Source organism: Duganella sp. Dugasp56, assembly GCF_047304105.1.
Taxonomy (GTDB): Bacteria; Pseudomonadota; Gammaproteobacteria; order Burkholderiales; family Burkholderiaceae_D; genus Rugamonas; species Rugamonas hordei.
In genome coordinates this window covers 23,169-48,172 of record NZ_JBGLYQ010000024.1, presented here as the reverse complement: position 1 = coordinate 48,172, position 25,004 = coordinate 23,169, and the positions used below count along the sequence as shown (strand labels likewise).

Here is a 25,004-nt window from a genome sequence, read left to right as displayed (position 1 = left end):
AGGTGTGGTACATTCACGCCTCGAATCTTTCCAGCCGTGCCCGACATGTCCTCCCTGAAGTATCTTAGCGCCTACTCCGAGCAAACCCAGCAGCAAGTATCGCAACTCCTGGCCCAGAACCGCCTGGGCGAAGTGCTGCTCAAGCGCTACAGCAAGGCGCACGACGTCCGCACCGACAAGGCCCTGTACCAGTACGTGCAAGAATTGAAAAATGAGCATTTGCGCAATGCCGAACCGATCAACAAGGTCGAGTACGACAGCAAGATCCACGTGATCAACCATGCGCTGGGCCTGCACACATCGATCTCGCGCGTGCAGGGCGGCAAGCTGAAGGCCAAGCATGAAATCCGCGTGGCGACGATGTTCAAGGAAGTGCCGCAGGAATTCCTGACGATGATCGCCGTCCACGAACTGGCGCACGTGAAGGAGAAGCAGCACGACAAGGCGTTCTACAAGCTGTGCACTTACATGGAACCGAACTACCACCAGTACGAATTCGACCTGCGCCTGTACCTGACCCACCTCGACACCGGCGCGCCGCGCCTGTGGACCTGACAGCAAAGTCTTGCCGGGCGCCATTAGCGCATAGCTGAGGCCGAATGCTGTTATATTGAGCCTCTATCTCCTCCTTGCCACCGGCCTGTTCGTCATCCAGCGCTGTTCGGCGCCAATCTGCGAGCCTGCTCAGCAGTCATGTCTGCATCACCCATCACGCTGAGCTGCAGTTCCTTGGAAGGCGTCCATGCATACGACCGGATTTGGCAACGGCGGTTACGACCGTTTAGAGGCTGCGGCTGGCCACACCGAATACACACGGCAGGCCAGCCTGCTCAAGACCGGCGCCTTGCAGGATGCGATCTTCAATAGCGCCTATTTCTCCAGCATCGCCACCGACGAACGGGGCGTGATCCAGATTTTTAACGTCGGCGCCGAGCGCATGCTGGGCTATAAGGCACTGGACGTTTTGAACCGGATCACGCCGGCCGATATTTCCGATCCGCTGGAACTGATCGCGCGCGCCGCCGAACTGAGCGAGGAACTGGACACGCCGATCTCGCCAGGGTTCGATGCGCTGGTGTTCAAGGCTTCGCGCGGCATCGAGGACATCTACGAGCTGACGTACATCCGCCAGGATGGCAGCCGCTTCCCCGCCATTGTGTCGGTGACGGCGCTGCGCAACGCGGACGACGACATCATCGGCTACCTGCTGATCGGCACCGACAACACGACCCGCAAACGTTTCGAGCGTGCGCTGGAGGACAAGAACATCGAGCTGGAGCACGCCAGCCGCATGAAGTCCGAATTCCTGGCAACCATGTCGCACGAGCTGCGCACGCCCCTGAATGCCATCATCGGCTTTTCCGAAGCGCTCAAGGACGGTCTGATGGGGGAAACCTCGGCGCTCCAGCACGAATCCATCGATGATATTTTCACCAGCGGCCAGCACCTGCTGTCACTGATCAACGACATCCTCGACCTGTCCAAAGTCGAAGCCGGCATGATGGCGCTGGAACTCGAGGCGGTCGACTTGTCCAGCCTGCTGCAGAACAGCCTGACCATCGTGCGGGAAAAAGCGGCGGCCCAGCTGATCGGGCTTGAACTCGACATGGGCGAAGGCCTGGGCAGAGTGCAACTGGATGTACGCAAGACCAAGCAGATCGTCTACAACCTGCTGAGCAACGCGGTCAAGTTCAGCGCCAGCGGCGGACCGGTCCAGCTTCGTGCGCGCCGCGTGCAGCGGGGCGCGGTCGGCATACTGGAAGGCGATTGGCCTACGCACCGGTTTCCCCAGGCGGACAATGAATACAATGACTTCGTTGAAATCTGCGTCAGCGACCATGGCATCGGCATTTCGCAAGACAATATGGGACGGCTGTTCCAGGCCTTCAGCCAGATCGATAGCAGCCTGGCCCGCAAGTTCGAAGGCACCGGCCTAGGCCTGGCCATGGTCAAGCAGCTGGCCGAACTGCAAGGCGGCGCGGTGGCCGTGGCCAGCGCGGAGCGCAAGGGTTCGCGCTTCGCCGTCTGGCTGCCGTTGCGGGCGCCACCACACGCCGCCGCTCCGGCTTGACGCGGGAGACGCTCATGGCCAGGGTATTGGTGATAGAAGACAACGCGGCGAACATGAAACTGGCGTCGCTGCTGCTGCGCAATGCTCATCACAGCGTACTGTGCGCGGTGGACGCCGAAGCCGGACTGTTGGTCGCCCGCACCGAACTGCCGGACCTGATCCTGATGGATATCCAGCTGCCCGGTATGGACGGCCTGGCCGCCACCGCCATCCTCAAGCATGATCTGGTGACTGCCGGCATCCCCGTCATCGCGCTGACAGCCATGGCGATGAAGGAGGATCAGGAAAAAAGCCGCCAGGCCGGATGCGACGCCTATATCGCCAAGCCTCTGGGCTATCGCCAGCTCTACGCGATGATCGACGCCCTGCTGCCCGATGGAGGCGCACCGTGAGCCTTGCCGCCCCCACCATTCTTATCGTCGACGACGAAGCGCAGAACCGCCGCTTGCTTGCGGTACTGCTGCGCCCCGAGGGCTACCAGACCGAAAGTGTCGCCAGCGGCGAAGAGGCGCTCAGCGCGGTGGCCCACTCGGCCCCGGACCTGATCCTGCTCGACATTATGATGCCCGGCATCGACGGCTACCAGGTCGCCAGCATCCTGAAGGCCAACCCCGCCACCGCCAATATTCCCATCATCATGGTGACCGCGCATGGCGAGCGCGGTGCCCGCCTGGCGGGCTTGTCGGCGGGCGCGGAGGAATTCCTGACCAAGCCGGTCGACCGCACCGAATTGTGGCTGCGCGTACGCAACCTGTTGCGCCTGAAGGCTTTCGGCGATCTGCAGGAGCACAGTTTCGTGCTGGAGCAGCAGGTGGCGGCGCGCACGGCCGATCTGCAGCGCTTCCGCGCGGCGATGGACGCCACCGCCGACGCCATCATGCTGGTGAGCCGCGACACGATGCGCTTCATCGAGGTCAACGCCACCAGTTGCAGCATGCTTGGCTACACGCATGCCGAGATCCTGGCACTGGGACCGGTGGCGCTGGGCGCGGTCACGCGCGAGGCGCTGGAACAAGTTTACGATACGGTGATCGCCGGGCAGGTCAGCAAGACGCTGAGCGAAGCGGCATTGCATTGCAAGGACGGCTCGCTGATACAAGTCGAGGTGAGCCGCCAGGCCATGCCATCCGGCAGCGACTGGATCATCGTCAGCGTGGTGCGCGACATCACCGAACGAAAGCAGGCGCAGCAACGGCTGCAGCACCAGGCCAGCCACGACGCGCTGACCGGCCTGCCCAACCGCAGTTTTTTCTACGAGACGCTGCGCAAGACGGTCGTGCTGGCCAGTCAGCAAGACTGGAAGGTGGCGGTGATGTTCATCGACCTCGATCACTTCAAGAATGTCAACGACACCTTGGGCCATGCCATCGGCGACGAGCTGCTGATCCAGTTCAGCAATCGCTTGATGACCTGCGTGCGCATGCGCGACACCATCGGCAGGCTGGGCGGCGACGAGTTCGGGGTGATCCTGGTGATGGAGCAAGGCCACCAGGGAGCGGCGCTGGTCGCCGCCAAGATCCGCGACGCGCTGCACGCGCCGTTCGACTTGCAGGGCTACGAAGTGATCATGACCGCCAGCATAGGCATCACGATCCATCCCGACGACGGCAGTGACACGGACGCCCTGATCAAGTACGCCGACACCGCCATGTATCAGGCCAAGCACGCCGGCCGCAACACTTACCGTTTCTTCACTGCGCAGATGAATATCGATGTGCTGCAGCGCCAGGACCTGGAAGGCGCGCTGCGCAAGGCCATCGAGCGTGAGGAATTCGAGCTGCACTATCAGCCCAAGGTATCGCTGAGCACCGGCGCGGTAGTCGGCCTGGAAGCGCTGCTGCGCTGGGCCCGTCCCGGCCACGGGCTGGTGCTGCCGGCGCTGTTCATCCCGGTGCTGGAAGAGAGCGGCATGATCGTCCGCGTCGGCAGCTGGGTCATCGCGGCCGCCTGCCGCCAGATCAGGGAATGGCAACTGGGCGAGGTGGGCCCGGTTCAGGTCTCGGTCAACGTTGCCGGCCGCCAGTTCATCGAAGGCGACCTGGAGGCCGACGTCGTGCGCGCGCTGGCCGACAACAATCTTCCCGCCGGGCTGCTGGAACTGGAGCTGACGGAAACGTCGCTCATGATGAACACCGAGCGCACCATACGCTGCCTGCACAACCTGCGCGAACGGGGCGTGAAGGTGTCCATCGACGATTTCGGCACCGGTTATTCCAGCCTGGCCTACCTGCGCCGCTTCCCGATCGACAAGCTGAAGATCGACATCGCCTTCATCCGCGACGTGACCAGCAATCCGGACGACGCAGCCATCGTGCAAGCCATCATCACCATGGCGCACAACCTGAACCTGGTGGTGATCGCCGAGGGTGTCGAGACGCCTGCCCAGCAAAGCTATCTGCTGCGCCACCATTGCGACCAGATCCAGGGCTACCTGGTCAGCCGCCCCCTGCCTGCCGCGCTGACGGCCCAGCTGATGCTGTCGCACAAGACGCTGGAGCGGCCGACGACAGCGGACATGACGCGGCAAACCTTGCTGATCGTGGACGACGACCCCTTCATGCGGGAACTGCTGGCAACCGAACTAGGCGGCGAGCAATACCGCGTGCTGCTGGCGCAATCGGCAGCCCAAGCGTTCGAGACGCTGGCCCAGAACGACATCCAGGTCATCCTGTGCGACCAGAGCATGCCCGAAATGGAGGGCACGGTGTTCCTGGACAGGGTCAAAGCCATGTATCCGGACACCTTCAGAATTGTGTTATCGGGCGAGACCAACCTGGAAGACATGATGGCCGCCGTCAACAGGGGGACCATCGATCGTTTCTATACCAAGCCGTGGGACCACGCGGCGCTGCTGGGCAGCATACGCCAGGCCTTCCTGCACCCGCGCCTGGCTTCCGCCGCATCAAGCCTGGCCGCGGCGGAATCGCCGGCCTAGGCCTTGAGCAGCTGCAGCAGCGCTTGCGGATCGGCCGCGGACATCATCAGCGCCGCGTGCTGCGGGCGGATGAAGCCCTGCTCGCTCGCATGCCGGATGAAGCCGATCAGGCCGTCGTAGAAGCCGTCGACGTTCAGCAGGCCGACCGGCTTGCTGTGGATGCCCAGCTGCGACCAGGTCAGCATTTCAAACAATTCTTCCAGCGTGCCCATGCCGCCCGGCATGGCGATGAAGCCGTCGGCCAGGCTGGCCATCATGGCTTTGCGTTCGTGCATGTCCTTGACGATGAACTGGCGCGTCAGGCCGGTGTGGCCCACTTCGCGTTCGACCAGCGCGGTCGGAATCACGCCCGTCACCTCGCCGCCCACCCGCAGCACTTCGTCGGCGATGATGCCCATCAGTCCGACATTGCCGCCGCCGTAGACCAGCGCCAGGTTGTTGTCCACCATCGCGCGGCCCAGGGCGCGCGCCGCCTCCGCATAACGGGGCGTCACACCGGCGTTGGCGCCGCAATACACACAAATCGTCTTCGTCACTGCTGTTTTTCCTCTTCCAGTCCTCGTTTGGCGGCATCCGCGTCCAGCCGCTCCATGGCGTCGTGGACGCTGCAATGCGCCGCTTCTTCATACAGGCGCAGCGCGTCGGCCTGCTTGCGCTTGCCCTCCAGCATCACCAGCGCGCGCGCGTAGCGCATGCGGGCGATGGCCGATTGCGGCGTCAGCGCCAGCGCGGCCTCGAACTGCTTGTAGCATTCTTCCCTTTTCACGCCGTAGGTCAGGCCGCCTATCATGGCGCCGACCTTGTCGAGGATCTCGGCGTGGTACACGCCCAGCGCGATGTGCGCGTCGGAGCGCTGCGGCGACAGGCTGATCGCCGACTCCAGGCTGTTGCGCACCTTGGCGCCCAGGCCCTGGGCCAGCGCCTTGACCACCGAGATGCCGGTCGAATACTGGCCCAGCGCGTAGGCGTGCCAGTAGTAGCCGGACGAATTATCGGGCTGCTCCCGCTGCTGCCGCTCGCAGCGCTCGGCCACGCACTCGAAGGTGGCGAGCTTTTTTTGCGGGCTGCTCTCCAGGTAGTGCGCGTAAATGCAGATGGCCTTGTGCGCCACCGAGTAGCCGTTCACGCCGACGTCGAGCCCCAGCCGCGCGGCGCGTTCGAACTCGCCGGCGTGGAAACAGATCCAGGCCTGCACCAGCGCCGGATTGCTCGGGAACGGTTCCTGGTCGCCGCCATGCAACAGCGGCCAGGCCGCTTCCAGCGTGGCCGGCGTGTACTGGTATGCGGGATCGGGATAAGGAAAGGGGTTCCACGCCATAACAGACTCCGTGAGCTTACTTCAGCTTCTTCAGATATTCTTCGGACAGTTTCTGGAACAGCAAACTGGTTTCGTTGCGCAGATACGGGCCGATCTGCGACAGCACCTGGTAGCAGCCGCGCGCCAGCGCGTCGGCCATCGATTGCTGCTCGCTGTATTTGCGCGGGTTGCGCACGTATTCGTAGGACAGCCAGTAGGTCGCCACCACCACCATATTGGTGGCCATGGCGTCGATGGCGGTGTCCGAGGCTTCCAGGGACTTTTCGCTGCGCAAGTCTTCGCACAGCTGCTTGGCCACCTTGATCTTGTGCGCCAGGATTTGCTTGAAGTGCAGCTCGAGCTTGCGGTTGCGCGACAGCAGGTCGTTGAGGTCGCGGTAGAAGAAGCGGTAGCGCCAGATCAGTTCGAACATCAGGTGCAGGTACAGCCAGACGTCCTCGATGTTCGAGCGGCGGCCGTTGGGCACGGTCAGGATGCGTTCGATCTCGGCTTCGAACTGGACGAAGATCGAGTTGACGATGTCGTCCTTGTTGCGGAAGTGGTAGTACAGATTCCCCGGCGAGATATTCATCTCTTCGGCGATCACCGTGGTGGTGATATTCGGTTCGCCGAATTCATTAAACAAGCGCAATGACAATTCAAGTATGCGTTCGCGGGTACGGCGGGGTGCTTTTTGTAGCATAGCAATGAGACCTCTGTTTATTCTCCTGCAAGCATAACACCGATGCCCCATTCTTAGAAACATCTACACGCCGCTTTGCGTGCACATGCGTGCCTGATGGCGAAAGATACGCCAAAATATCGCTAACGTCGGCTATTTTGCGGCTGTTTTGGCCTTGGCGCGCGTCGTCGGCTTGGCGGCGGGCTTTTTGGCGGCCTTGGCGGCAGGCTTGGTTGCAGGCTTCGCTGCCGGCTTGGCGGCGGCCTTCTTCGGCGCCGGCTTGGGGGTGAGCGCCGCCACCTGCTTCGTCAACTCGTCGATGCGCAGGCTCAGCGCCTCGACTTCCTTGGCGGTCGGCACGCCGATCGAGCTCAGCGCCCGCAACACGCGCTCCTCGAACAACTGCATGGAGAAGAACTTGCCCTCTTCCTCCTGCGCCTTGGCGAAGGCGCTGAGGCCGGCCTGCCAGATTTCCTGCGACGACATGCGTACAACTTCAGTCGTCTGCTGGTCGTCGTTCTTCTTCAACTTCTTAGCCATTTGAACATCCCGTGGTTTTGCATTGCCGTCATTTTATTGTAGATAGCAAAACTAGAACAGGGTTTCTAATGCGGCCGCTCGCGCTCGATTTTGATGACACGATGCGGATGTAGGATTTTTCAAGGTGATGGCTGAGCGCCCGGCACACCCATGTATTTATCCAGAAACTCCAGCAAGGTATTGTAATAAGTGATCTCGTTGCGGACGTAATAGAGGCCATGGCCTTCCTCTTCAAAGGTCAGCCACTGCACGTTCTTCTGTTGCGCCTCCAGGGCCTTTTTCATCTTTATGCCGTGTGCGATGGGCACGCGAACATCGTCCTCACCGTGCATCAACAGGACCGGCGCCTTGATGCGGCCGGCATGCTTGAGCGGAGAAACCTGGTCGAACTGCTCCTTGTTCAATCGGGCGTCACCGATATGGGTCAGCATCAACTCGCGGGTCACCTTATTGCCCGTGCGATCAGAGCTATCGTGAAACATATACTCGATATCGGAGACGCCGGCAAAGCTGACGCCGCATCGATACAGATCCGGCGTCTTGATCAGCCCCCAGAGCGCCGCGTAGCCGCCGTAGCTGGCGCCCGCAATGCAAATGCGCTTCGGGTCTGCGATACCCTGCTTGATCAGGTATTCAACGCCAGCCGTAATGTCATCCTGCATGGCCAAGCCCCATTGCCCAAATCCCGCTTCCTGAAAGCGCCGTCCGAAGCCGGCAGATCCGCGAAACTGCGGCTGGAACACGGCATAGCCGTGAGCGGCAAGAATTTGCACCTCAGCGTTCCATCCCCAATAATCGCGCGCCATCGGGCCGCCATGGATCAGTACCACCAACGGCGTCCTGCCTGGCTTGCCAGCAGGACGCGTCAAGAAGGCGGGAATTTTGAGTCCATCGGCAGCGTCATATGTGAGCGTTTCCATCGGACGCATGTCGGCATCGGCCAGCTTCGGCCTGGTGGCGGTCACCAAGCGCATCTGTCCAGTGCTCATATCCGCCAGATACCACAAGCCCGGATCAATATCGCTGCTGGAATGCACCAGCACCATGCCCTTGGGATTGCCCGTGATCTCGTTAAAGCGCAGCGGCAGAGCTTGATCGATGGCTTGCTGAACCGCGTGCCAGGCAGAATTGAACCAGACTTGCTGCGGCTTCAGGCCTCGAGTCGACACCTGGTCGAACGAAGTCTGATCGATTCCATTGACCTCGAGGATGTCCTGCGTGGGATGGCCCGCCATCATCTCGCCGATCACGTGGTGTTTGGTGTCGTAGGAGAAAATGGCGTAGGTATCGCGCCCCGAGCGGGACGAAATAACCAGCGTGTCAGGCGCATCCGGGACAAACAGCGGCACCCAGTAATCTTCGCTGATGGCAAACTCGGCCAGTTTTTCCCACTCAGCAGCGGCGGAACGTTTATACCAGTTGGAGACCTTGGACACATCGTTCCAGAAGGCCGAGTTAACCAGCGTTACAGCGCGCAATTCTCCCTGCTTATCGAACGCCCACTTGATCGCTTTGCCACGAGGATAGCTGAATTTCTTCATGGCGCCGGTTCGGGCGTTGACCAGTCCGATGTCGCCATCCTCCCTATCGGTGTACACCAGCAGGTTGGGCGAATGCGGACTACCGAGCTCGGCCTTGCCGATCACTGCCTGGCCAATATCAGCCACCTTCTTCCCGTCCAGCAGGACCGACTCTGCTTCGATACCGTAATCCACCGCGAGCAGATCGTTGTCCACCCATGTAACTGCGATCGGTGTCTTGTGGAAACTCCAATATCCCTCGGTAACGCGACGCCCTTCAAACACCAGGCGCGGAGTCAATGTTTCCGTATCGTAGAGCAGTAGTCCCGTGTTGGTGCCGTTATTGCCGATGGCGACGATGTGCTTTCCGTCCGGCGATAAACTGAGTGAGTACGTGCTGAGGGGATTGACCGCTTGGTCGATAGTAAGGGGCGCAGCCAATGCGCCGTGCATCAACGCCGCGATGGCGCATATCAGAACCGAAAATCCGCGCATGCGCTTTCTAGACTATATTATCAATCAGACACTATAGCAGAAAATCAGCAGGGCAATTGACTTTTTCCCAAGGCAACCATCGAACGATGCGCCCATTGCCGATCTTCGTGCTGCTTGTTTTCGCTCGTCAGAATTCGCGCGACGCCAGCGCGTCGAACTGCTCCCGGCTGGGGAAGTTCTTCAGGCGGTAGCGGGCCGGGTAGCCCTCCTCGCTGTGCGCCAGCTCATGAATGCTGGCGCGCAGATCGTCCCAGGCCACCAGCTTGGGACTGCCCTCGCCCGTCTCGCTGTCATCGTCCGGCCGCACCAGCGCCACCAGGTCGACCTGCGGCAGCAGCGTGTCGACGCCCTCGGTCCAGACGCCGTAGCTGATCAGGCGTCCGGTATCGGTTTTCTGCACCAGCTGGCAGGTGGCGACAAAGACGTCGATGGCGTCGCGCTCGTAGGCCTTGTCCAGCAACTGCTTTTGCGAGGCGTAGTCGTCGGCCAGGTAGATTTTCTTCAGTTGCTCCAGTTGCCCCCGCACCTCAGCGTCCGCCGGCAGGTATTCCACCGCCTTGCCCTGCTCGAAGCGGTACATCAGCGCGGAAATGACGCGGCCCTCATCGCTGGCGTAGCCGCGCGACAGCGCCAGCATGGCCAGCAGCGCCGCGCTGTTGTTGGACGACGCCACCAGCAGGCGGCTACGCGTCGGCATCATGACGATGGGGTCGCCGCCGACTTCCAGCCGGAAAAACATGTCGGCCAGCAGGATGCGCGACGCCTCGTACGAATCGTCCCACGCCGCCACCAGCACGCCGGGCGCGGCCGGCACGAAGTTGGCCACCGTCATGTCGCGCAGATTGTCCAGCGCGGCGGCCAGCGCCACGTCGAACGACACGCCCCAGTCCACCAGCGCCGACGCCGACAGCGTCTGGATCGAATGCGCGCTGTCGTAGGCGAGCATCAGCACGCTGTCCGCGCTGAACGGAGCCGCGCCATCCATGAACGACTGCGCCCCGCCCTGGCCCACCTGTGTCAGCCGCATGTATTCGATCATGGCGCGCCCGCGCAGCACCGGCCGCAGGCCGTCGCGCGCTTCGGCGAAGGTGGCCGGCAATTCCGGCGCCTGCATGCTGCGGATGTAGTGGGCCAGCACGTCGGGCCGGCGCTTGCGGTCGGCGGCGCAATAGTCGCGGTAGGCGTTGTGCAGATTGAAGATCTCGGCGCTGCCGCTGCCGCCGACCAGCCGGAATTCGTCGGCGTCAAAGCTGAGCGGTCCCGCGCGGCCGCTGTCGGCAAAGGCCTGCATGGCCAGTCGGGCAAACTTCTCTGGGGAGGGGGTCGATTTGAAAAAGTCGAAAATGCCCAAACTTACTCCTTGATGTCCGCGGTGACGGCCAGCGGCGGATGCACGACGGCCGCGCCGCCATGCACCTGGGCATGCAGGCGGAAGCCTTCGCGGATGTTCTCGCGCAGCACGGCGCCCTTCCACGGCTTGGTGTAGAAGCGGTCGATGGCGCCGTGGTTGATGGCCGCCATGATCGGCGTCAGGTCGGCATAGGCCGACAGCATGATGCGGAAGGTGTCCGGCGCCAGGTTCTTGACCCGCTCCATGAACTCGGTGCCGCTCATCAGGGGCATGCACTGGTCGCACAGGATCACCTGCACCCGGTGCTGGGCCAGGATGTCGAAGCCTTCGGCCGCCGTCTGCGCGGTCAGGATGCGGTAGCCGTCCTGCGACAGGAAATCGGTCAGCACGTCGAGCATGAAGGCGTCGTCGTCGACGATCAGCAGGGTTTGCTGGTCGACGATGTTGTCGTCGGCCGGGGCCTGCAGGTAGTGGCCCGAGCGCAGCATCGCCTCGAACTCGTCCTCCGGCAGCGGCCGGCTGAAGTAATAGCCCTGCATCTCGTCGCAGCCATGGCGGCGCAGGTAGGCCAGTTGCGGCTCCTTCTCGACGCCCTCGGCGATCACTTCCAGCTTCATGCTGTGCGCCATGTTGATGATGGCCAGCACGATGGCGGCGTCGTCCGGATTGCTGGTCACTTCGCGCACGAAGGCGATGTCGATCTTCAGCTTGTCGATCGGGAAGCGCTTCAGGTAGGCCAGCGACGAATAGCCGGTGCCGAAGTCGTCGATCGAGATCTGGATGCCCAGCGCCTTCAGGTTCTGCAGCACGGTGATGGTTTCTTCGGCGTTCGACATCAGCGAGCTCTCGGTCAGCTCCAGCTCGAGCAGGTCGGGCGCGATGCCGTGCTCCTTGATCGCCTTCAGCACCTCCTCCTCCAGCCCGCCGACAAAGAACTGGATGCCGGACACGTTGACCGACAGGTGCACGGCGCCGGCGTTGGACTTGCCCCACTGCGCGATCTTGCGGCAGGCCTCGTTGAGCACCCAGGTGCCGACCCGCACGATCAGCCCGGTCTCTTCAAGAATCGGAATGAACAGCGCCGGCGACACCATGCCGTGGCCCGGCCGCTTCCAGCGTATCAGCGCCTCGGCGCCGCTGACGCGGCCGCTGGCGATGTGCACCTTGGGCTGGAAGTGCAGCACGAATTCCTCGTTGTCGATGGCGCGCCGCAGCGCGTTCTCCAGGTCCAGCCGCGCCAGCGACTGCGCGTTCATCTCGGCGGTGAAGAAGCGGAAGGCGTCGCGCCCCGCCTCCTTGGCGCGGTACATCGCGGTGTCGGCGTACTGGATCAGCGTGTCGGGATCGGTGCCGTCGTCCGGGTAGACGGCGATGCCGATGCTGGCCGTCACCGTCGCCTCGTGGCCTTTCAGGTCGAACGGCCGGCGCAGCGCCTCGCGGATCTTGTCGACCACGGCGATGGCGTTCTGCGCGCCCTCGGGCAGCATCAGGATGGCGGCGAACTCGTCGCCGCCGAAGCGGCCGATGGTGTCGCGCACCCGCAGGCAGTCGACCAGCCGGCTCGAGAACTGGCGCAGCAGCTCGTCGCCGATGGTGTGGCCCAGCGTGTCGTTGACGTTCTTGAAGCGGTCGACGTCGAGGAACAGCACCGCCAGCGACCAACGGTGCTCGGCGGCCTGGCGCAGCGAATGGGTCAGCGAATCGTAGAACTGGCTGCGGTTGGGCAGGCCGGTCAGCGTGTCGAAGTGCGCCAGCTTGAGCAGGCGCTGCTCGGCCTCCTTGCGCTCGGTGATGTCGCGCGCCACCGCCACCAGGATCCAGCTCGGGCCGGAGCGCAAGGTGCGGCGCTGCACTTCCACCGCCAGCGGCGAGCCGTCCTTGCGGTGCACCAGCAGCTCGGTCATGGCGCCACTCTGGTCGCCCGACAGCAGCTTGTCGTACAGCTCCTCCAGCTTGCTCAGATCGCTTTCGACGGACTTGTTCGGGCCGACCTTGAGGAAGTCCTCGCGCTCGTAGCCCAGCATGCGGCAGGCGGTGACGTTGACGTCGACAAAGCACATGCCGGCGCGGTCGACCAGGAAGATGGCGTCGGCGGTGGCGTCCATCGCCAGGCGGAAGCGGCGCAGGTCCTCGTCGAGCCGGATGCGGGCGTTCATGTCCAGGGTCAGCTGCGCGTGGTGGCGCTTGATTTCCTCGTACAGCAGCAGGTTTTCGTAGGCCACCGAGATCTGCGCGGCCACGGTGGCGGCGACGCGCTCGTCGACCTCGGAGAAGCCGTCGGCACCAAGCTTGTCGACCAGGTAGAGCCAGCCGTGGGTGCGCTCGCGCGAGGCGATCGGCACGCCGAGGAAGGAGTGCACGGGCGGATGGCCGGCAGGCAGGCCGATGCTGGCGGGGTCGCCGTCGAGATCGTTGATGCGGCAGGCTTGCCGCTGTTCCAGCAAGCCGCGCAGCACGCCGGCGCGCGGCGCCTGGATGATCTGCCGGGCCGGCATGCCGGCGCCGCAGCTGGCGAAATAACTGAGCTCGGTCGCGCCGCTTTCCAGCACGCCGATGCAGGCGTATTTGGAGACGCAGATGTTCTGCGCCACGCGGCAGCCGATGTCGACCAGCGCGCCCGGGTCGCGCTCGGCGCCCAGCTCGATGCCCAGCTCGATCAGCGCGGTCAGGCGCAGGCTCACCGCCTGCAGGCTGGAGAGCGAGCTGGTCAGGCGCTGCGTCATCAGCGTCAGGTTTTCCGGCCGGTCCGCATCGGGGCCGCGGGCCAGCTGCGTGATCAGCTGGCTGCTCGATTCCAGCTCGCCCAGGTAGCCGGCCACCTGGTCGTCGATGTTGTGGAAGCGCCCCTCCTGCGGCGGCTCCGGCGAGAACGCCGGCAGCGTTTCTTCCTCGCTGGCCACGGCCAGCCCCAGCGCCTCGTTGACGGTGGCCAGTATCACTTCCGGATCGGACGGCTTGGGCAGCACCCAGCGCACGCCGCAGGATTGCGCCACCGCCATCGCCTCGCGCTCGCGGTAGGTGGCGGTGTAGAAGATCACCGGCACGTCGGCCGTGTCCGGATTGCCGTGCATGCGGGTGACGAACTCGTAGCCGTCCATGTTCGGCATCAGGATGTCGGAGATCACCAGGTCCGGCCGTTCTGCCAGCACCATCGCCAGGCCCTCGGCGCCGTTGGACGCCTCCAGCAGCCGGTGGCCGCCGTAGCCGAGCAAGGTCATCAGGAACTCGCGGTTGAGCACATGGTCGTCCACGATCAGGATGGTGGCGATGTCGTTTTTAGCCGGGGTCGACACCGCCCCGGTCAAAAAAGACTCGATCTGCGTGACGAAGGTGTCCGGTTCGACCGGCTTGCCGATGTAGCCGTCGAAGCCGGCCGCCAGCAGTTTTTCGCGGTCGCCCAGCATCGCCAGCGCGGTCACCGCCAGGGTCGGAATGTGGCGCACGGTCGGGTCCGCCTTGAGCGCGGCCACCACGCCGTAGCCGTCCAGCTTGGGCAGGTGCACGTCGCAGATGATCAGGTCGGGCACCTCGCGCAGCGCGGCCGCCACGCCGGCCTCGCCGTCGGCGGCCGACAGCGGGGTGTAGCCGAACGCGCGCAACAGATACACCATCAACTCCATGTTGGTGGCATTGTCTTCTATGATCAGGATGCGTGCAGACACGTTAAGGCTCCCTCTTTCGACATCCAGCGACTTGGCGTGGATCAAGTCATCATACTAACTCGTAAATCCGTTCTGCGCGTGTGCGCCTCACCACTTACCAAGATGCATATGAGTAACCATACAGCAACAATCAACGGGAAAAATCACACAAAATCACACCTGCGCCACCGATTCGATTTCGGCCAGCGCGCAGCGCATGATGTCGGGATGGCGGCCCAGCGCGACATGGCCTATGGCGCCGAACACCAGGTTGCGCGCGCCGGGCAAATCGCTGGAATCCTGGGGCGCGACAATGTTGTCATGGACAGAATAAATTGAGCTGAACATGCTACGTTGCAAATTTGCCTCAGATGCGGCCAGGCCGTCCAGCCACGCGCTGTTGACGCGCATTTGCAGCGCGTTGCTGCCGGGTCCGAAATGCGCCAGCGCGGTGCCGTGGTGCGGCGTGCCCAGCGTGATGACGCGGGCGATGCGCTGGTGGCCGTAGCGGCGCAGGTAGGCGCGCGCCACCAGCCCGCCCATGCTGTGGCCGACGATGATGACTTGCGCGCTGCCAGTCGCTTCGCACAACTGTTCGACGGCCCGCTGCACCTGCGGCGCGTAGTCGTCGATGGAAGCGCCCAGCGGCTCCAGGTCGATGCCGTAGTGGCTGATGCGCGCGCGCGTCAGCAAGGCGCTCATCGGCGTCCAGTAGCCGCTGTTGCATGCGTAGCCATGGATCAGCAGCACCGGCAGCCCGCGCGCCTGCGGCTGCAGCCGCAGGCCCAGCGGCTTGAGCATGTAGTAGGACGAGGTCAGCATCGAGGCACTGAATTCATGCAGGAACAAGGCGGCGGCGCGGAGCGGATTGAGCGCGTGGTCGGGCGGCGTGGCGCTGCCCGCGCGCGAGCTCATCAGGAAGTTGTTGGCCGAGATCAGCAGCCGCACCAGCAGCACGATGGCGATGCCGATGCCGGCATAGGCCAGCGCCGTCAACGGCGGGTTCAGCGGCGCCTCCCAGGCCGGCCGCCACACGTGGTGCAGCCCGGCCGCCAGCGCCAGCACGGCGCCGGCTTGCAGCGCAAGCAACAGGATAATCAGACGTTTGATCATGCCGCCATCATACCGCGCCTGTCGCGGTTTCAGGCCTTGACCGGCCGCGCCGCCGGCTTGCCGGTCAGCTGCTGCGCCAGTCCGCTGACCAGCCGCGCCACGATGCCGTAGATCGACAGCTGCGGATTGGCGCCGATCGAGGTCGGGAACAGCGAACCGTCGTGCACCGACAGGTTGCCCAGTCCATGATAGCGGCCGTCGGCGCCGGTCACGCCCAGCCGCTGGTCGTCGGACATGGCGCAGCCGCCCATCACGTGCGCCGACACCACGCGCGTGGCGAGCAGCTTGAAAGGCAGCGCGTTGATGCCGGCCCTGGCCTGCGCCCAGCTGGTGTACTTGAGCGCAGCCTCGTGCACCGGGGCGACATCCTTGGCGCCGGCGGCGAACTGGATCTCGGCCATCGTCAGCAGCGCGCGGCGCGCGCCGTCCCAGACGAAGTCGGTGATCGGGTAATCGAGCACCGGCGCGCCGTTGCCGGCCAGCGCCACGCTGCCGCCGGGCGCGTCGGCGTGGAAACCGTCGCGCAGCAGCGCCAGGATCACCTGCTTGTGCGGGAACTGCGCCATGTCGCCGGCGTGCTGGGCGCCGAAGCCGGCGGTGGTGGTGGCCAGCAGCAGCGGATGCAGCGGCGGCACTTCCAGCTTGTAGCCCATCGGGCCGTCGATCGGATCGGCATGCAGGAAGTGGTCCGAATACACCGTTTGCGGCGCGCCGGCGTAGCCGTCCACGCGCTGCTCGAAGGTGCCGGCCGAGATCACCACCGGATGCAGGAAGGTGCGCTTGCCCAGCAGGCCGTGCGGATCGGGCGCGCCGGAGCGCATCAGCAGCGCCGGCGAATTGATGGCGCCGCCGGCGACGACGAAGTGTCTGGCGCGCAGCGTGACGCGGCGGCCGGTGGTCGCCAGGCCGGCCGCGTCCAGCGCCACGCAATCGAGCTGGACCACCTTGTCGCCCTTGAGGACGAAGCGTTCGGCGCGCGCGCGCGTCAGCAAGGTGGCGCCGTTTTGCAGCGCCGACGGGATCGTCGTGACCAGCATCGACTGCTTGGCGTTGGTCGGACAACCCATGCCGCAATAGCCCAGGTTCCAGCAGCCGTTGACGTTGCGCCGTATCAGCGCGGTCGGAATGCCCAGCTTGGCCGCGCCGCGCCGCAGGATGTCGTTGTTCTCGTTGGGCGGCGCCGACCAGTCGGAAATATTCAGGCGCTGCTCCATCATGCCAAACCACGGCGCCAGCGATGCCGGCGCATAGTCCTTTAAACCATACTGTTTAGTCCAATACGCCAGCGTGATGTCCGGCGTGCGGAAGCTGCTGGTCCAGTTGACGGTGGTGCTGCCGCCGACGGTGCGGCCCTGCAGGATGTTGATGCCCTTGTCGCGCGTCTTGCGCGCGGCCGACTCCTGGTACATCTGCGGATAGGCCTCGGCCTCGCGCATGTTGAAGTCCGTGGACGTGCGCAGCGCGCCCTCCTCGACGATCAGCACGCGCAGGCCGGACAGCGCCAGGATCTCGGCGGTGACGCCGCCGCCGGCGCCGCTGCCGACGATGACCACGTCCGCCTCCAGCGTGCTGTCGGCGTCGAGCCGCGAGCAGTCGGTGACGCGCCAGCCGGCGGCCAGCCCGGCCTGGATCGGATCGGGTATCACGCCCTTGGGCGCGGCGATGGGGATATTCGCGGTAATCATTTCAGCAGCTCCTTCAGCGGACCGGGATAGCCGATCGATTCCCACGTCGACGGATCGGCGTACCAGGGGCCGAGGATCAAATCATGCAGCGCCATGTAGCCAGTCTGCAGCAGGCCGAGGCGGTGCGTGCGCCAGCTTTGCAGGAAGGCCGCCACCTGCTGCGGATCGGCCTGCTCCCAGCTGCCGGACACGCCGGCCAGCCAGCGCCGCGCGGGCGCCAGCGCCAGCAGGCCGAACAGGTCCCGCACTTCCTTTTGCGTGGCCAGCGGCAGGCCGAGGATGGCGGCCTGGGTGCGCGCCGTGGCGGCCGTGACGGCGGCGGCGCGCGCGGCCGGCTCGGACGGCAGCACGCCGGCCAGCATCGCCGGGATGATCGCGGCCAGCACGGCTTGTGCTTCGCCGTCCAGTTTGAAGGGGGTGTCGCTGGCAGGCGGATTCGCCATGCGATAGATGGCGCCGCCGGCAGCGAGGGTAATCGCGCCGGCCACGCCGATCTTCAGGAAAGATCTGCGGGTGGTCATGTCTCCGTCCGTCTGTATTTTTTTAATCCAGCTAGTGTACGTGAACGGATGGAGAACCTAGACGGCAAAAAATAGAGGGCGGCGTCTAGTAACGTTTAATGGCGCAGGCCTTAATTCCTGGGCTTGCCGGTCATATGGCGGGCGATGCCGCGCAGGATGTTGACTTCTTCCTTCTCCAGCTGGGCGCGGGCGAACATGCGCTTGAGGCGCGGCATCAGCTTGCGCGGATTGGCGGCGTCGAGGAAGCCGATATCCACCAGCGCCTGCTCCAGGTGCTGGTACATGCCCTCGATCTGTTCCACGCTGGCCGCCTCGCCCTGGAAGCCGATCTCGTTGGCGTCGCCGGCCGGCTGGCGCGCGCTCGGGGCGCCGTCCAGCGCCGCCATGCGGCATTCGTAGGCCAGCACCTGCGCCGCCTGCGACAGGTTCAGCGACGAATAGTCCGGATTGGCTGGAATATTGATCAGCACATTACACTTCTCGACCAGCTCGTTCGGCAGCCCGAACCGCTCATTGCCGAAGATGAGCGCCGCGCGCAGCTCGGGCTGGGCCGCCAGCTGCTCCGCCATCTGGCGCGGCGTCAGCACCGGCGGCGAATATTCGCGCAGCCGGGCCGAGACGGCGGCGGCGAAGTTGATGCCGTCGAGCGCCTCGGCCATGCTGCCGACCACCCGCGCGCCTTCGAGGATATCCTGGGCGCCACTGGCGAAAGCGACCGCCTCGGCGTCCTGCAAGGCGTTGTCGAACCGCGGCGTCACCAGCACCAGGTCGCTGAAACCCATGGTTTTCATGGCCCGCGCCACGGCCCCGATATTGCCCGCGCGGCTGGTCTCGACCAGAATAAATCGCAGCTGTTTGAAAAGATTGGTGTTGATTTGAGGCAGGTTCATTTAAAATAGCGCTATTGCGCGGTATCGATACACAAATTCCCCGGGATTTTACCCTGTCGTCGCCGCTCCGCTCTTTAATTCACTCTTGTACCCTAATGTGCTGCCGGGCAGGCTCAGGCCCCCGGTGGGCGTTAGCGTTCTTTTAACGGAAAAGCTTACATGCACCCAATGCTCAACACGGCGATCAAAGCCGCCCGCCGCGCCGCCGCCGTCATCAACCGCGCTTCGTTCGACCTCGACCGCGTCATCGTCAACGAGAAAAACCACAAGGATTTCGTCACCGATGTCGACACGGCCGCCGAACAGGCCATCATCGAGGTGTTGTCCAAAGCTTATCCCGACCACGCCTTCCTGGCCGAAGAGTCGGGCGCTTCCAAGAACGCCAACGACGAGACTGAATACACCTGGATCATCGACCCGCTCGATGGCACCACCAACTTCATGCACGGCTTCCCGCAATACTCGATCTCGATCGCGCTGTCGCAGCGCGGTGTGATCACGCAGGCCGTCATCTACGATCCGGTGCGCAACGACCTGTTCACCGCCACCAAGGGCGCCGGCGCCTACCTCAACGACAAGCGCATCCGCGTCACCAAGCTCGACCGCATCGCCAACGCGCTGCTGTCGACCGGCTACGTGGCAGGCAACGCCAAGGCGCTGGACGAATACCTGAAGATGTACGGCATCATGGCCGAACGCTGCCACGGCGTGCGCCGCCCGGGCAGCGCCGCGCTGGACCTGGCCTACGTGGCCGCCGGCCGCCTCGACGGCTTCTATGAAAAAGGCCTGAAGCCCTGGGACATCGCAGCCGGCTCGCTGATGGTGACCGAGTCCGGCGGCATCGTCGGCGAGTTCAGCGGCGAGTCCGACTACCTGTACAAGGGCGACATCATCGCCGCCAGCCCGAAGATCTTCGGCCAGATGGTCGGCCTGCTGACCCCGTTCGCGGAGCAGCCCAAGGCTTAATTGTTGATAGTGGAAAGTTTGTTACAAAAAAAGGGGCCCATCCGGGCCCTTTTCATTTCCTAAGTGAAACATAAAGCAAGTTAAGCTGTTATACTCAGGCTTGCGGCGCCTCTGACCAGTCCTTTAGCCGCAGTGTCATCCACTCTGATTGCCTGCGACTGGCGCTTTCAATAGCGACAGGCCTATCTTAACAAAAAGTCATCATGTCATTTTCCTCCCTCGGTTTGTCCGACGCTATCGTCCGTGCTGTAACCGAAACCGGCTACACCACGCCCACCCCTATCCAGCTGCAGGCGATCCCCGCAGTCCTGAATGGCGGAGACCTGCTGGCAGGCGCACAAACCGGCACCGGCAAGACCGCCGGCTTCACCTTGCCCATCCTGCACCGCCTGTCGACCGACGCCAACGGCGCGGCAATCACCAGCAACACCACCGCGCGTCCGATCCGCGCGCTGATCCTGACCCCGACCCGCGAACTGGCGGCCCAGGTCGAGGAAAGCGTGCGCACCTACGGCAAGTACACCAAGCTCAACTCCACCGTGATCTTCGGCGGCGTCGGCATCAACCCGCAGATCAAGCAGCTCAAGCACGGCGTCGACATCCTGGTCGCCACCCCTGGCCGCCTGCTGGACCACATGGAACAGCGCACCGTCAACCTGTCGAAGGTGGAAATCCTGATCCTCGACGAAGCCGACCGCATGCTGGACATGGGCTTCATCCGCGACATCAAGAAAGTGCTGGCGGCGCTGCCGCCGAAGCGCCAGAACCTGCTGTTCTCGGCCACCTTCTCGGACGAGATCAAGGCGCTGGCCGACGGCCTGCTGAACAAGCCGGCAATGATCGAAGTGGCGCGCCGCAACTCGGCGGTGGAAGTGATCGCCCAGCTGATCCACCCGGTCGACCGCGACAAGAAGCACCCGATGCTGGCGCACCTGATCAAGTCCAACAACTGGAACCAGGTGCTGGTGTTCACCCGCACCAAGCACGGCGCCAACAAGCTGGTTGAACAGCTGGGCGGCGACGGCATCGGCGCCATGGCCATCCACGGCAACAAGAGCCAGTCGGCGCGCACCAAGGCGCTGTCCGAGTTCAAGGACAACAAGCTGCAGGTGCTGGTCGCCACCGACATCGCCGCGCGCGGCATCGACATCGACCAGTTGCCGCACGTGGTCAACTACGACCTGCCGAACATTCCGGAAGACTATGTGCACCGCATCGGCCGCACCGGCCGCGCCGGCGCCACCGGCGAAGCCGTGTCGCTGGTCTGCGTGGACGAGCACGACATGCTGAAGGATATCGAAAAGCTGATCAAGCAAACCCTGCCGCGCGAAGTGATTCCTGGCTTCGAGCCGGATCCGAACGCCCGTCCGCAACCGGTGCAGCTGCGCAGCGGCGCGCCGGGTCATCGCAACGGCGGTGGCGGCGGTCGTAGTGGCGGCGGCGGACGCGGCAAGCCTGCCGCAGCCGGCGCCAAGACGGCCGGTGGCGGCGGCAACGGCGGCGGCAAGCCACGCGCTCCAGGCGCGCCGGCCGGCGGCCCGCGCACCGGCAACGGCGGCGCCCCGCGCTCGGCAGCCCAGCACCGCTCAGGCGGCCGCGGCCGATAAGCTGTTCCAGAAACCACCTTCGGGTGGTTTTTTTTCGTGCCTCACCGGCATCGAATATGGATTACGATAGCAGCTCCGCAATATTTCCACCGGAGCCGCCATGCCCAAGTTCGCCGCCAACCTGTCCATGCTGTACGCCGACGCGCCCTTCCTGGACCGCTTCGCGCTGGCCCATGCATCGGGTTTCGACGCCGTCGAATTCCTCTTCCCCTACGCCTACGAAGCCGAACAGCTGCAGCAACGCCTGCGCCGCCACCAGCTCAAGCTGGTGCTGTTCAATCTGCCTTGCGGCGACTGGAACGCCGGCGACCGCGGCATGGCCTGCGACCCGCGCCGCATCGAGGAATTCCGCGCCGGCGTGCAGTCGGCGCTGGACTACGCGCGCGAACTGGACGTCACGCAGCTGCACTGCATGGCCGGCAAACTGCCGGCCGGACTGGAGCCCGAACGCGCCCGCGCCACTTACGTCGACAACCTGCGCTACGCCGCCGCCCAACTGGCGCCGCACGGCATCAACCTGCTGATCGAGCCGATCAACTACTACGACATCCCCGGCTACTTCCTCAACCACAGCAAACAGGCGCTGGACATCATCGCCGAGACCGGCAGCCCCAACCTGTTCCTGCAGTACGACATCTATCACATGCAGCGCATGGAAGGCGAACTGAGCAATACGATCCGGGCCAACCTGCCGATGATCAAGCACATGCAGATCGCCGACACGCCGGGCCGCCACGAGCCGGGCACCGGCGAGATCAATTACCGCCACCTGTTCCGCCTCATCGACGAGATCGGCTACGACGGCTGGCTGGGCTGCGAATACAACCCAGCCGCCGGCACCGACGCCGGCCTCGGCTGGCGACAAGAACTGAACCGCTGAGCCACCGGTCTGCGCTGGCGCAACACGGAGAGATTCGCCCGCAGCAACAATACCCCTTCACGCCTGGGAGCGCCCATGAAACTGCCTCGTCTGTTCCTGATGCTCGGCCTGTTGGCCATCCTCGCCGGCTGCGCCAGCAGCACGCCACGCATGGCCGAAGTGCGCGAGTTCGCCGCGCAGTCGCCCAAGCTCAACGCCTACCACGAGCTGACCGAGCGCTACCGCAACACCTACCAGCGCGAGCAGCCCTTCCTGTCCGGCAGCGCCGATACCCGCGAACACCTGCTGGACGCCCGCCGCCAGGCCGCCTGCGACGATTTCGTCAAGCTGCAGTACGGCGTGCAGGCGTATCTGCAGGCGCTGGGCAGGCTGGCCGGCGACAGCCAGTACGACCTCGAGGACCAGGTCAAGTCGCTGAGCGGCGGCATCAAGGCCTGGCCCGATTCCGGCCTCGACGACCGCCACGTCAACGCCCTGGCCGGCATCACGCGGCTGGTCACGCGCGCCATCACCCGGCCGATGCAGGAAAACGCCGTGCAGGAGCTGATGCGCGACGGCCAGCAGCCGATGCAGGACCTATTGGACGCCATGCGCACGCTGTTGCGCTTGTACGATAAGACCAGCGACAACGAGGAGAAGATCGTGCTTGGCATGCTGGAAACGGAAATCCCCTTCCTCGATCCCAAGCGCGACCGCCTGCTGCTGGCGTTGGCCAGGTCGCAGCAACAGGAAAAACGCAACGAATACCGCCTGATCGGCCTGCGCTCCACGCTGGCGCAAAAGAACCTGGCCGCGATCGAGCAAAGCCATCGCGCGCTGCTGAACCAGATCCCGTCGAAATAAGGAGCCGCCATGAGCCACCCACATACCCAGGCCGATATCGAAGCGCTGGCCGACAACCTGTCCGCCTGCGCCGACGCCCTGCACACCCGCCTGATGCGGGCCATCCGCCAGCAGGCCCCGGGCAGCAGCGAGCCGAAGATCACGCAGGCGGCGGCGCAGGCGCTGTTTGACAACGAGGTGACGCTGCGCCAGCGCGCCAACAGCCTGTACCTGGATGCCGCCACGCTGGCCGCAAGCGGGCTCGGCGCTGCCCAGCAGCAGATGCTCGACCTGACCGCCCGCGCCCAGGATCACATCCGCAAGATCGACCGACTGAAGGACCTGGTCGACATCACCGCCGAGCTGCTGGCGCTGGGCGCGGCGGTGGCCGCCGGCAAGCCGGAGCACATCGCCGCGCCGCTGGAAAAAATCAAGCACCACCTGGCGACGCTGAACGCGCCGCCGCCCTGATCCCGGCCGAACAAAATCGCGCCGCGCCGGTCCAATAACCTAAGGAGCGTGCGGCATGAACGGACTGGACGATGAACAATGGGCGGCCTTGCGCGGACGGCTGGAACAGGCGCGTACCGCACTGCTGAGCCAACTGGCGGATGACCTGGACCGCAACGCCGACGTGCGCGTGCCGCTGCCGCACGAGGCGGAGGCGTCGCCGGCCGACAACGCCAGCCAGCGCACCCTCAACGCGCTGGTGCTCGAGGCGGCCGAGCACACCGCGCGCCAGCTCGACATCGTGCGCCACGCGCTGGCCAAGTATGACGACGGCAGCTACGGCCTGTGCGAAAACTGCGGCGAGGAAATCGGCTACTCGCGCCTGAACGCGCGGCCGGAGGCGCGGCTGTGCATCGCCTGCCAGACCCGCCACGAACAGCGCCGCCGCTAGTGCGCCGCTGCTGGTCCTCAATCGCCGCTGGTCCACGGCTGGCTGCGGATCTTGGCCACCTGGCGCTGCGCCAGCAGCCGCCACAGCTGCAGCGCGTCGGCCTGGGCCAGCGAGGTCATGGTGCGCGGGCTGGCCAGCGCGATCTCGCAATCGCGGTCCGACCATTCGGCAAAGCGGATGTCGCCGCCGCTCGACACCTCGACTTCATACATCAAGCCGTCGTCGTAGCCAAAGCGCAGCACCGCGCTGCCGGGAGCGCCATCGGGGGCGGCCGTCTTGCCGCTGTAGACCTCGGCCAGCGCGGCCGCCATCTGGGCTTCGGAAGGCGCCGTCACATCGCGGCCGTCCGGACGAGTAAGCACTACCCACGCCTGTGCCATTGCCGCATCCCCCTATCCAAACGCGTTAGTCCGACGGGTGCTGTTTTTTCGATTGTAGCAACTATCATACCGAAAATTACTTCGGCAACAGGCATAGTCTCGAATATGCAACAACGGCAAGGACGACGGGCTCAGGCCGGCACCGGCAGCGAATTCGGATCGAAGTCGCGCCAGTCGCCGCCGACGATGTCGCCGTCGGCGCGTTCGATGCCCACGGCGCCGAGACGGCGCAGCACGTCCAGCGCCGCCTGCTGCTGGGCGGCATCGGCCACCGCCACCGCGATCATCATGCCCGATTTGCGCGGCGGCACCAGGTTCTCGCCGCCCGCCTCCGCTTCGCCGGCTTCCTTCATTTTCGCAAAGCTGTACAGCGAACCGACATGGGCGCCGACCAGCGCGCCGACCACCGGCCCCAGCGGACCGGTGACGGGAATGGTCGCGCTGCCGATCACGGCGCCGGCCACCGCGCCGGTGGCGCCGCCCTGCACCACGCCCTCGTCGCTTTCCTTGGCGCCCGGCGACTTGTCATGGTCGCCGCCCAGCTCGTACATATCGTGCTGCCCCGGCGGGTTGACGTAGAAAGAGCTGATGCGCTCGGCCGCGAAACCGGCGGCAAGCAAGGCGATGCGCGCATCGGCGATCTGGTCCTGCAACTGCAAATGGCCTGCAATAATCGTAGTCATCGGATACTCCTTTTGGTGCCAGCA

At 64.4% G+C, this 25,004-nt stretch carries 22 protein-coding genes and 1 pseudogene; 10 read left to right on the top strand and 13 right to left on the bottom strand.

The window, feature by feature from the left end; translation table 11 throughout:
* The first annotated feature begins 45 nt into the window (after positions 1-45).
* The 4 genes from ACCD07_RS17835 to ACCD07_RS17820 all read left to right on the top strand — a co-directional run bounded on the left by ACCD07_RS17835 (position 46) and on the right by ACCD07_RS17820 (position 5,006).
* Positions 46-555: a YgjP-like metallopeptidase domain-containing protein gene (locus ACCD07_RS17835; protein WP_176653669.1), complete on the top strand. Its 510-nt coding sequence runs from the start codon at positions 46-48 to the stop codon at positions 553-555.
* 187 nt (positions 556-742) lie between these two features.
* The gene (locus ACCD07_RS17830; protein ID WP_413448125.1) at positions 743-2,071 is read left to right on the top strand and encodes a sensor histidine kinase; all 1,329 of its coding nucleotides are present in this window, start codon (positions 743-745) and stop codon (positions 2,069-2,071) included.
* Positions 2,072-2,085: 14 nt separating this feature from the next.
* Entirely contained in the window at positions 2,086-2,463 is a 378-nt protein-coding gene (locus ACCD07_RS17825) for a response regulator (protein WP_353402046.1), read from the top strand.
* Complete coding sequence (locus ACCD07_RS17820; protein ID WP_413448124.1) at positions 2,460-5,006, top strand: EAL domain-containing protein; 2,547 nt, start codon at positions 2,460-2,462, stop codon at positions 5,004-5,006. The genes ACCD07_RS17825 and ACCD07_RS17820 overlap by 4 nt, the downstream gene beginning before the upstream one ends.
* Here ACCD07_RS17820 and ACCD07_RS17815 read toward each other — a convergent pair.
* The 11 genes from ACCD07_RS17815 to ACCD07_RS17765 form a co-directional block, all read right to left on the bottom strand.
* Positions 5,003-5,542: a TIGR00730 family Rossman fold protein gene (locus tag ACCD07_RS17815; protein WP_413448123.1), complete on the bottom strand. Its 540-nt coding sequence runs from the start codon at positions 5,540-5,542 to the stop codon at positions 5,003-5,005. The genes ACCD07_RS17820 and ACCD07_RS17815 overlap by 4 nt on opposite strands.
* Positions 5,539-6,324: a hypothetical protein gene (locus ACCD07_RS17810; protein WP_176653664.1), complete on the bottom strand. Its 786-nt coding sequence runs from the start codon at positions 6,322-6,324 to the stop codon at positions 5,539-5,541. The genes ACCD07_RS17815 and ACCD07_RS17810 overlap by 4 nt, the downstream gene beginning before the upstream one ends.
* A gap of 16 nt (positions 6,325-6,340) precedes the next feature.
* Entirely contained in the window at positions 6,341-7,006 is a 666-nt protein-coding gene (locus tag ACCD07_RS17805; protein WP_008446927.1) for a TetR/AcrR family transcriptional regulator, read from the bottom strand.
* A gap of 132 nt (positions 7,007-7,138) precedes the next feature.
* Positions 7,139-7,525, bottom strand: a complete 387-nt coding sequence (locus tag ACCD07_RS17800; protein WP_413448122.1) for a phasin family protein — start codon at positions 7,523-7,525, stop codon at positions 7,139-7,141.
* 119 nt (positions 7,526-7,644) lie between these two features.
* On the bottom strand, positions 7,645-9,540 hold the full coding sequence (locus ACCD07_RS17795; protein ID WP_413448121.1) for an alpha/beta fold hydrolase: 1,896 nt from the start codon (positions 9,538-9,540) through the stop codon (positions 7,645-7,647).
* Positions 9,541-9,667: 127 nt separating this feature from the next.
* A complete protein-coding gene (locus tag ACCD07_RS17790) occupies positions 9,668-10,831 on the bottom strand; it encodes a hypothetical protein (RefSeq protein ID WP_413448120.1) in 1,164 nt (387 codons plus the stop codon).
* Between the two features lie 62 nt (positions 10,832-10,893).
* The gene (locus ACCD07_RS17785) at positions 10,894-14,553 is read right to left on the bottom strand and encodes an EAL domain-containing protein (protein WP_413448119.1); all 3,660 of its coding nucleotides are present in this window, start codon (positions 14,551-14,553) and stop codon (positions 10,894-10,896) included.
* Positions 14,554-14,706: 153 nt separating this feature from the next.
* Positions 14,707-15,645 (bottom strand): alpha/beta fold hydrolase, encoded by a 939-nt coding sequence (locus ACCD07_RS17780; protein WP_176653660.1) that lies wholly within the window; start codon positions 15,643-15,645, stop codon positions 14,707-14,709.
* A gap of 29 nt (positions 15,646-15,674) precedes the next feature.
* Positions 15,675-17,330 carry a GMC family oxidoreductase N-terminal domain-containing protein gene (locus ACCD07_RS17775; RefSeq protein ID WP_413448118.1) on the bottom strand — a complete coding sequence of 552 codons (1,656 nt, stop codon included), beginning with the start codon at positions 17,328-17,330 and terminating at the stop codon, positions 15,675-15,677.
* A complete protein-coding gene (locus ACCD07_RS17770) occupies positions 17,327-17,851 on the bottom strand; it encodes a hypothetical protein (protein ID WP_353402030.1) in 525 nt (174 codons plus the stop codon). Before ACCD07_RS17770 ends, ACCD07_RS17775 begins: the two co-directional genes overlap by 4 nt.
* A 110-nt stretch (positions 17,852-17,961) precedes the next feature.
* Complete coding sequence (locus tag ACCD07_RS17765; protein WP_353402029.1) at positions 17,962-18,741, bottom strand: RNA methyltransferase; 780 nt, start codon at positions 18,739-18,741, stop codon at positions 17,962-17,964.
* 168 nt (positions 18,742-18,909) lie between these two features.
* Here ACCD07_RS17765 and ACCD07_RS17760 point away from each other — a divergent pair, with 168 nt between their 5' ends.
* From ACCD07_RS17760 to ACCD07_RS17735, 6 genes are all read left to right on the top strand, one after another.
* Positions 18,910-19,707 (top strand): inositol monophosphatase family protein, encoded by a 798-nt coding sequence (locus ACCD07_RS17760; RefSeq protein WP_176654060.1) that lies wholly within the window; start codon positions 18,910-18,912, stop codon positions 19,705-19,707.
* A 203-nt stretch (positions 19,708-19,910) separates the two neighbouring features.
* Positions 19,911-21,314 (top strand): DEAD/DEAH box helicase, encoded by a 1,404-nt coding sequence (locus tag ACCD07_RS17755; RefSeq protein WP_176653656.1) that lies wholly within the window; start codon positions 19,911-19,913, stop codon positions 21,312-21,314.
* A gap of 100 nt (positions 21,315-21,414) precedes the next feature.
* A complete protein-coding gene (gene otnI / locus ACCD07_RS17750) occupies positions 21,415-22,194 on the top strand; it encodes a 2-oxo-tetronate isomerase (protein WP_353404753.1) in 780 nt (259 codons plus the stop codon).
* Positions 22,195-22,269: 75 nt separating this feature from the next.
* Entirely contained in the window at positions 22,270-23,037 is a 768-nt protein-coding gene (locus tag ACCD07_RS17745) for a hypothetical protein (RefSeq protein ID WP_413448117.1), read from the top strand.
* 9 nt (positions 23,038-23,046) lie between these two features.
* Positions 23,047-23,487 (top strand): hypothetical protein, encoded by a 441-nt coding sequence (locus ACCD07_RS17740; RefSeq protein WP_413448116.1) that lies wholly within the window; start codon positions 23,047-23,049, stop codon positions 23,485-23,487.
* A 55-nt stretch (positions 23,488-23,542) separates the two neighbouring features.
* The gene (locus ACCD07_RS17735) at positions 23,543-23,917 is read left to right on the top strand and encodes a TraR/DksA family transcriptional regulator (RefSeq protein WP_413448115.1); all 375 of its coding nucleotides are present in this window, start codon (positions 23,543-23,545) and stop codon (positions 23,915-23,917) included.
* Positions 23,918-23,934: 17 nt separating this feature from the next.
* On the opposite strand, the gene ACCD07_RS17730 is transcribed toward ACCD07_RS17735, so the two are convergent.
* Entirely contained in the window at positions 23,935-24,297 is a 363-nt protein-coding gene (locus ACCD07_RS17730; protein WP_353404750.1) for a hypothetical protein, read from the bottom strand.
* Between the two features lie 131 nt (positions 24,298-24,428).
* Positions 24,429-24,776, bottom strand: a pseudogene (locus ACCD07_RS17725) (glycine zipper domain-containing protein); the annotation flags it as partial.
* Positions 24,777-25,004: the final 228 nt, after the last annotated feature.

Excerpts from the sequence above, each read along its gene's own strand:
- ACCD07_RS17805 (WP_008446927.1), bottom strand. The coding sequence starts at position 7,006 with ATGCTACAAAAAGCACCCCGCCGTACCCGCGAACGCATACTTGAATTG.
- ACCD07_RS17755 (WP_176653656.1), top strand. The coding sequence starts at position 19,911 with ATGTCATTTTCCTCCCTCGGTTTGTCCGACGCTATCGTCCGTGCTGTA.
- ACCD07_RS17745 (WP_413448117.1), top strand. The coding sequence starts at position 22,270 with ATGAAACTGCCTCGTCTGTTCCTGATGCTCGGCCTGTTGGCCATCCTC.
- ACCD07_RS17760 (WP_176654060.1), top strand. The coding sequence starts at position 18,910 with ATGCTCAACACGGCGATCAAAGCCGCCCGCCGCGCCGCCGCCGTCATC.
- ACCD07_RS17740 (WP_413448116.1), top strand. The coding sequence starts at position 23,047 with ATGAGCCACCCACATACCCAGGCCGATATCGAAGCGCTGGCCGACAAC.
- ACCD07_RS17770 (WP_353402030.1), bottom strand. The coding sequence starts at position 17,851 with ATGACCACCCGCAGATCTTTCCTGAAGATCGGCGTGGCCGGCGCGATT.
- ACCD07_RS17775 (WP_413448118.1), bottom strand. The coding sequence starts at position 17,330 with ATGATTACCGCGAATATCCCCATCGCCGCGCCCAAGGGCGTGATACCC.
- ACCD07_RS17735 (WP_413448115.1), top strand. The coding sequence starts at position 23,543 with ATGAACGGACTGGACGATGAACAATGGGCGGCCTTGCGCGGACGGCTG.
- ACCD07_RS17835 (WP_176653669.1), top strand. The coding sequence starts at position 46 with ATGTCCTCCCTGAAGTATCTTAGCGCCTACTCCGAGCAAACCCAGCAG.
- ACCD07_RS17830 (WP_413448125.1), top strand. The coding sequence starts at position 743 with ATGCATACGACCGGATTTGGCAACGGCGGTTACGACCGTTTAGAGGCT.
- ACCD07_RS17790 (WP_413448120.1), bottom strand. The coding sequence starts at position 10,831 with ATGCAGGCCTTTGCCGACAGCGGCCGCGCGGGACCGCTCAGCTTTGAC.
- ACCD07_RS17780 (WP_176653660.1), bottom strand. The coding sequence starts at position 15,645 with ATGATCAAACGTCTGATTATCCTGTTGCTTGCGCTGCAAGCCGGCGCC.
- otnI (WP_353404753.1), top strand. The coding sequence starts at position 21,415 with ATGCCCAAGTTCGCCGCCAACCTGTCCATGCTGTACGCCGACGCGCCC.
- ACCD07_RS17800 (WP_413448122.1), bottom strand. The coding sequence starts at position 7,525 with ATGGCTAAGAAGTTGAAGAAGAACGACGACCAGCAGACGACTGAAGTT.
- ACCD07_RS17795 (WP_413448121.1), bottom strand. The coding sequence starts at position 9,540 with ATGCGCGGATTTTCGGTTCTGATATGCGCCATCGCGGCGTTGATGCAC.
- ACCD07_RS17765 (WP_353402029.1), bottom strand. The coding sequence starts at position 18,741 with ATGAACCTGCCTCAAATCAACACCAATCTTTTCAAACAGCTGCGATTT.
- ACCD07_RS17730 (WP_353404750.1), bottom strand. The coding sequence starts at position 24,297 with ATGGCACAGGCGTGGGTAGTGCTTACTCGTCCGGACGGCCGCGATGTG.
- ACCD07_RS17825 (WP_353402046.1), top strand. The coding sequence starts at position 2,086 with ATGGCCAGGGTATTGGTGATAGAAGACAACGCGGCGAACATGAAACTG.
- ACCD07_RS17810 (WP_176653664.1), bottom strand. The coding sequence starts at position 6,324 with ATGGCGTGGAACCCCTTTCCTTATCCCGATCCCGCATACCAGTACACG.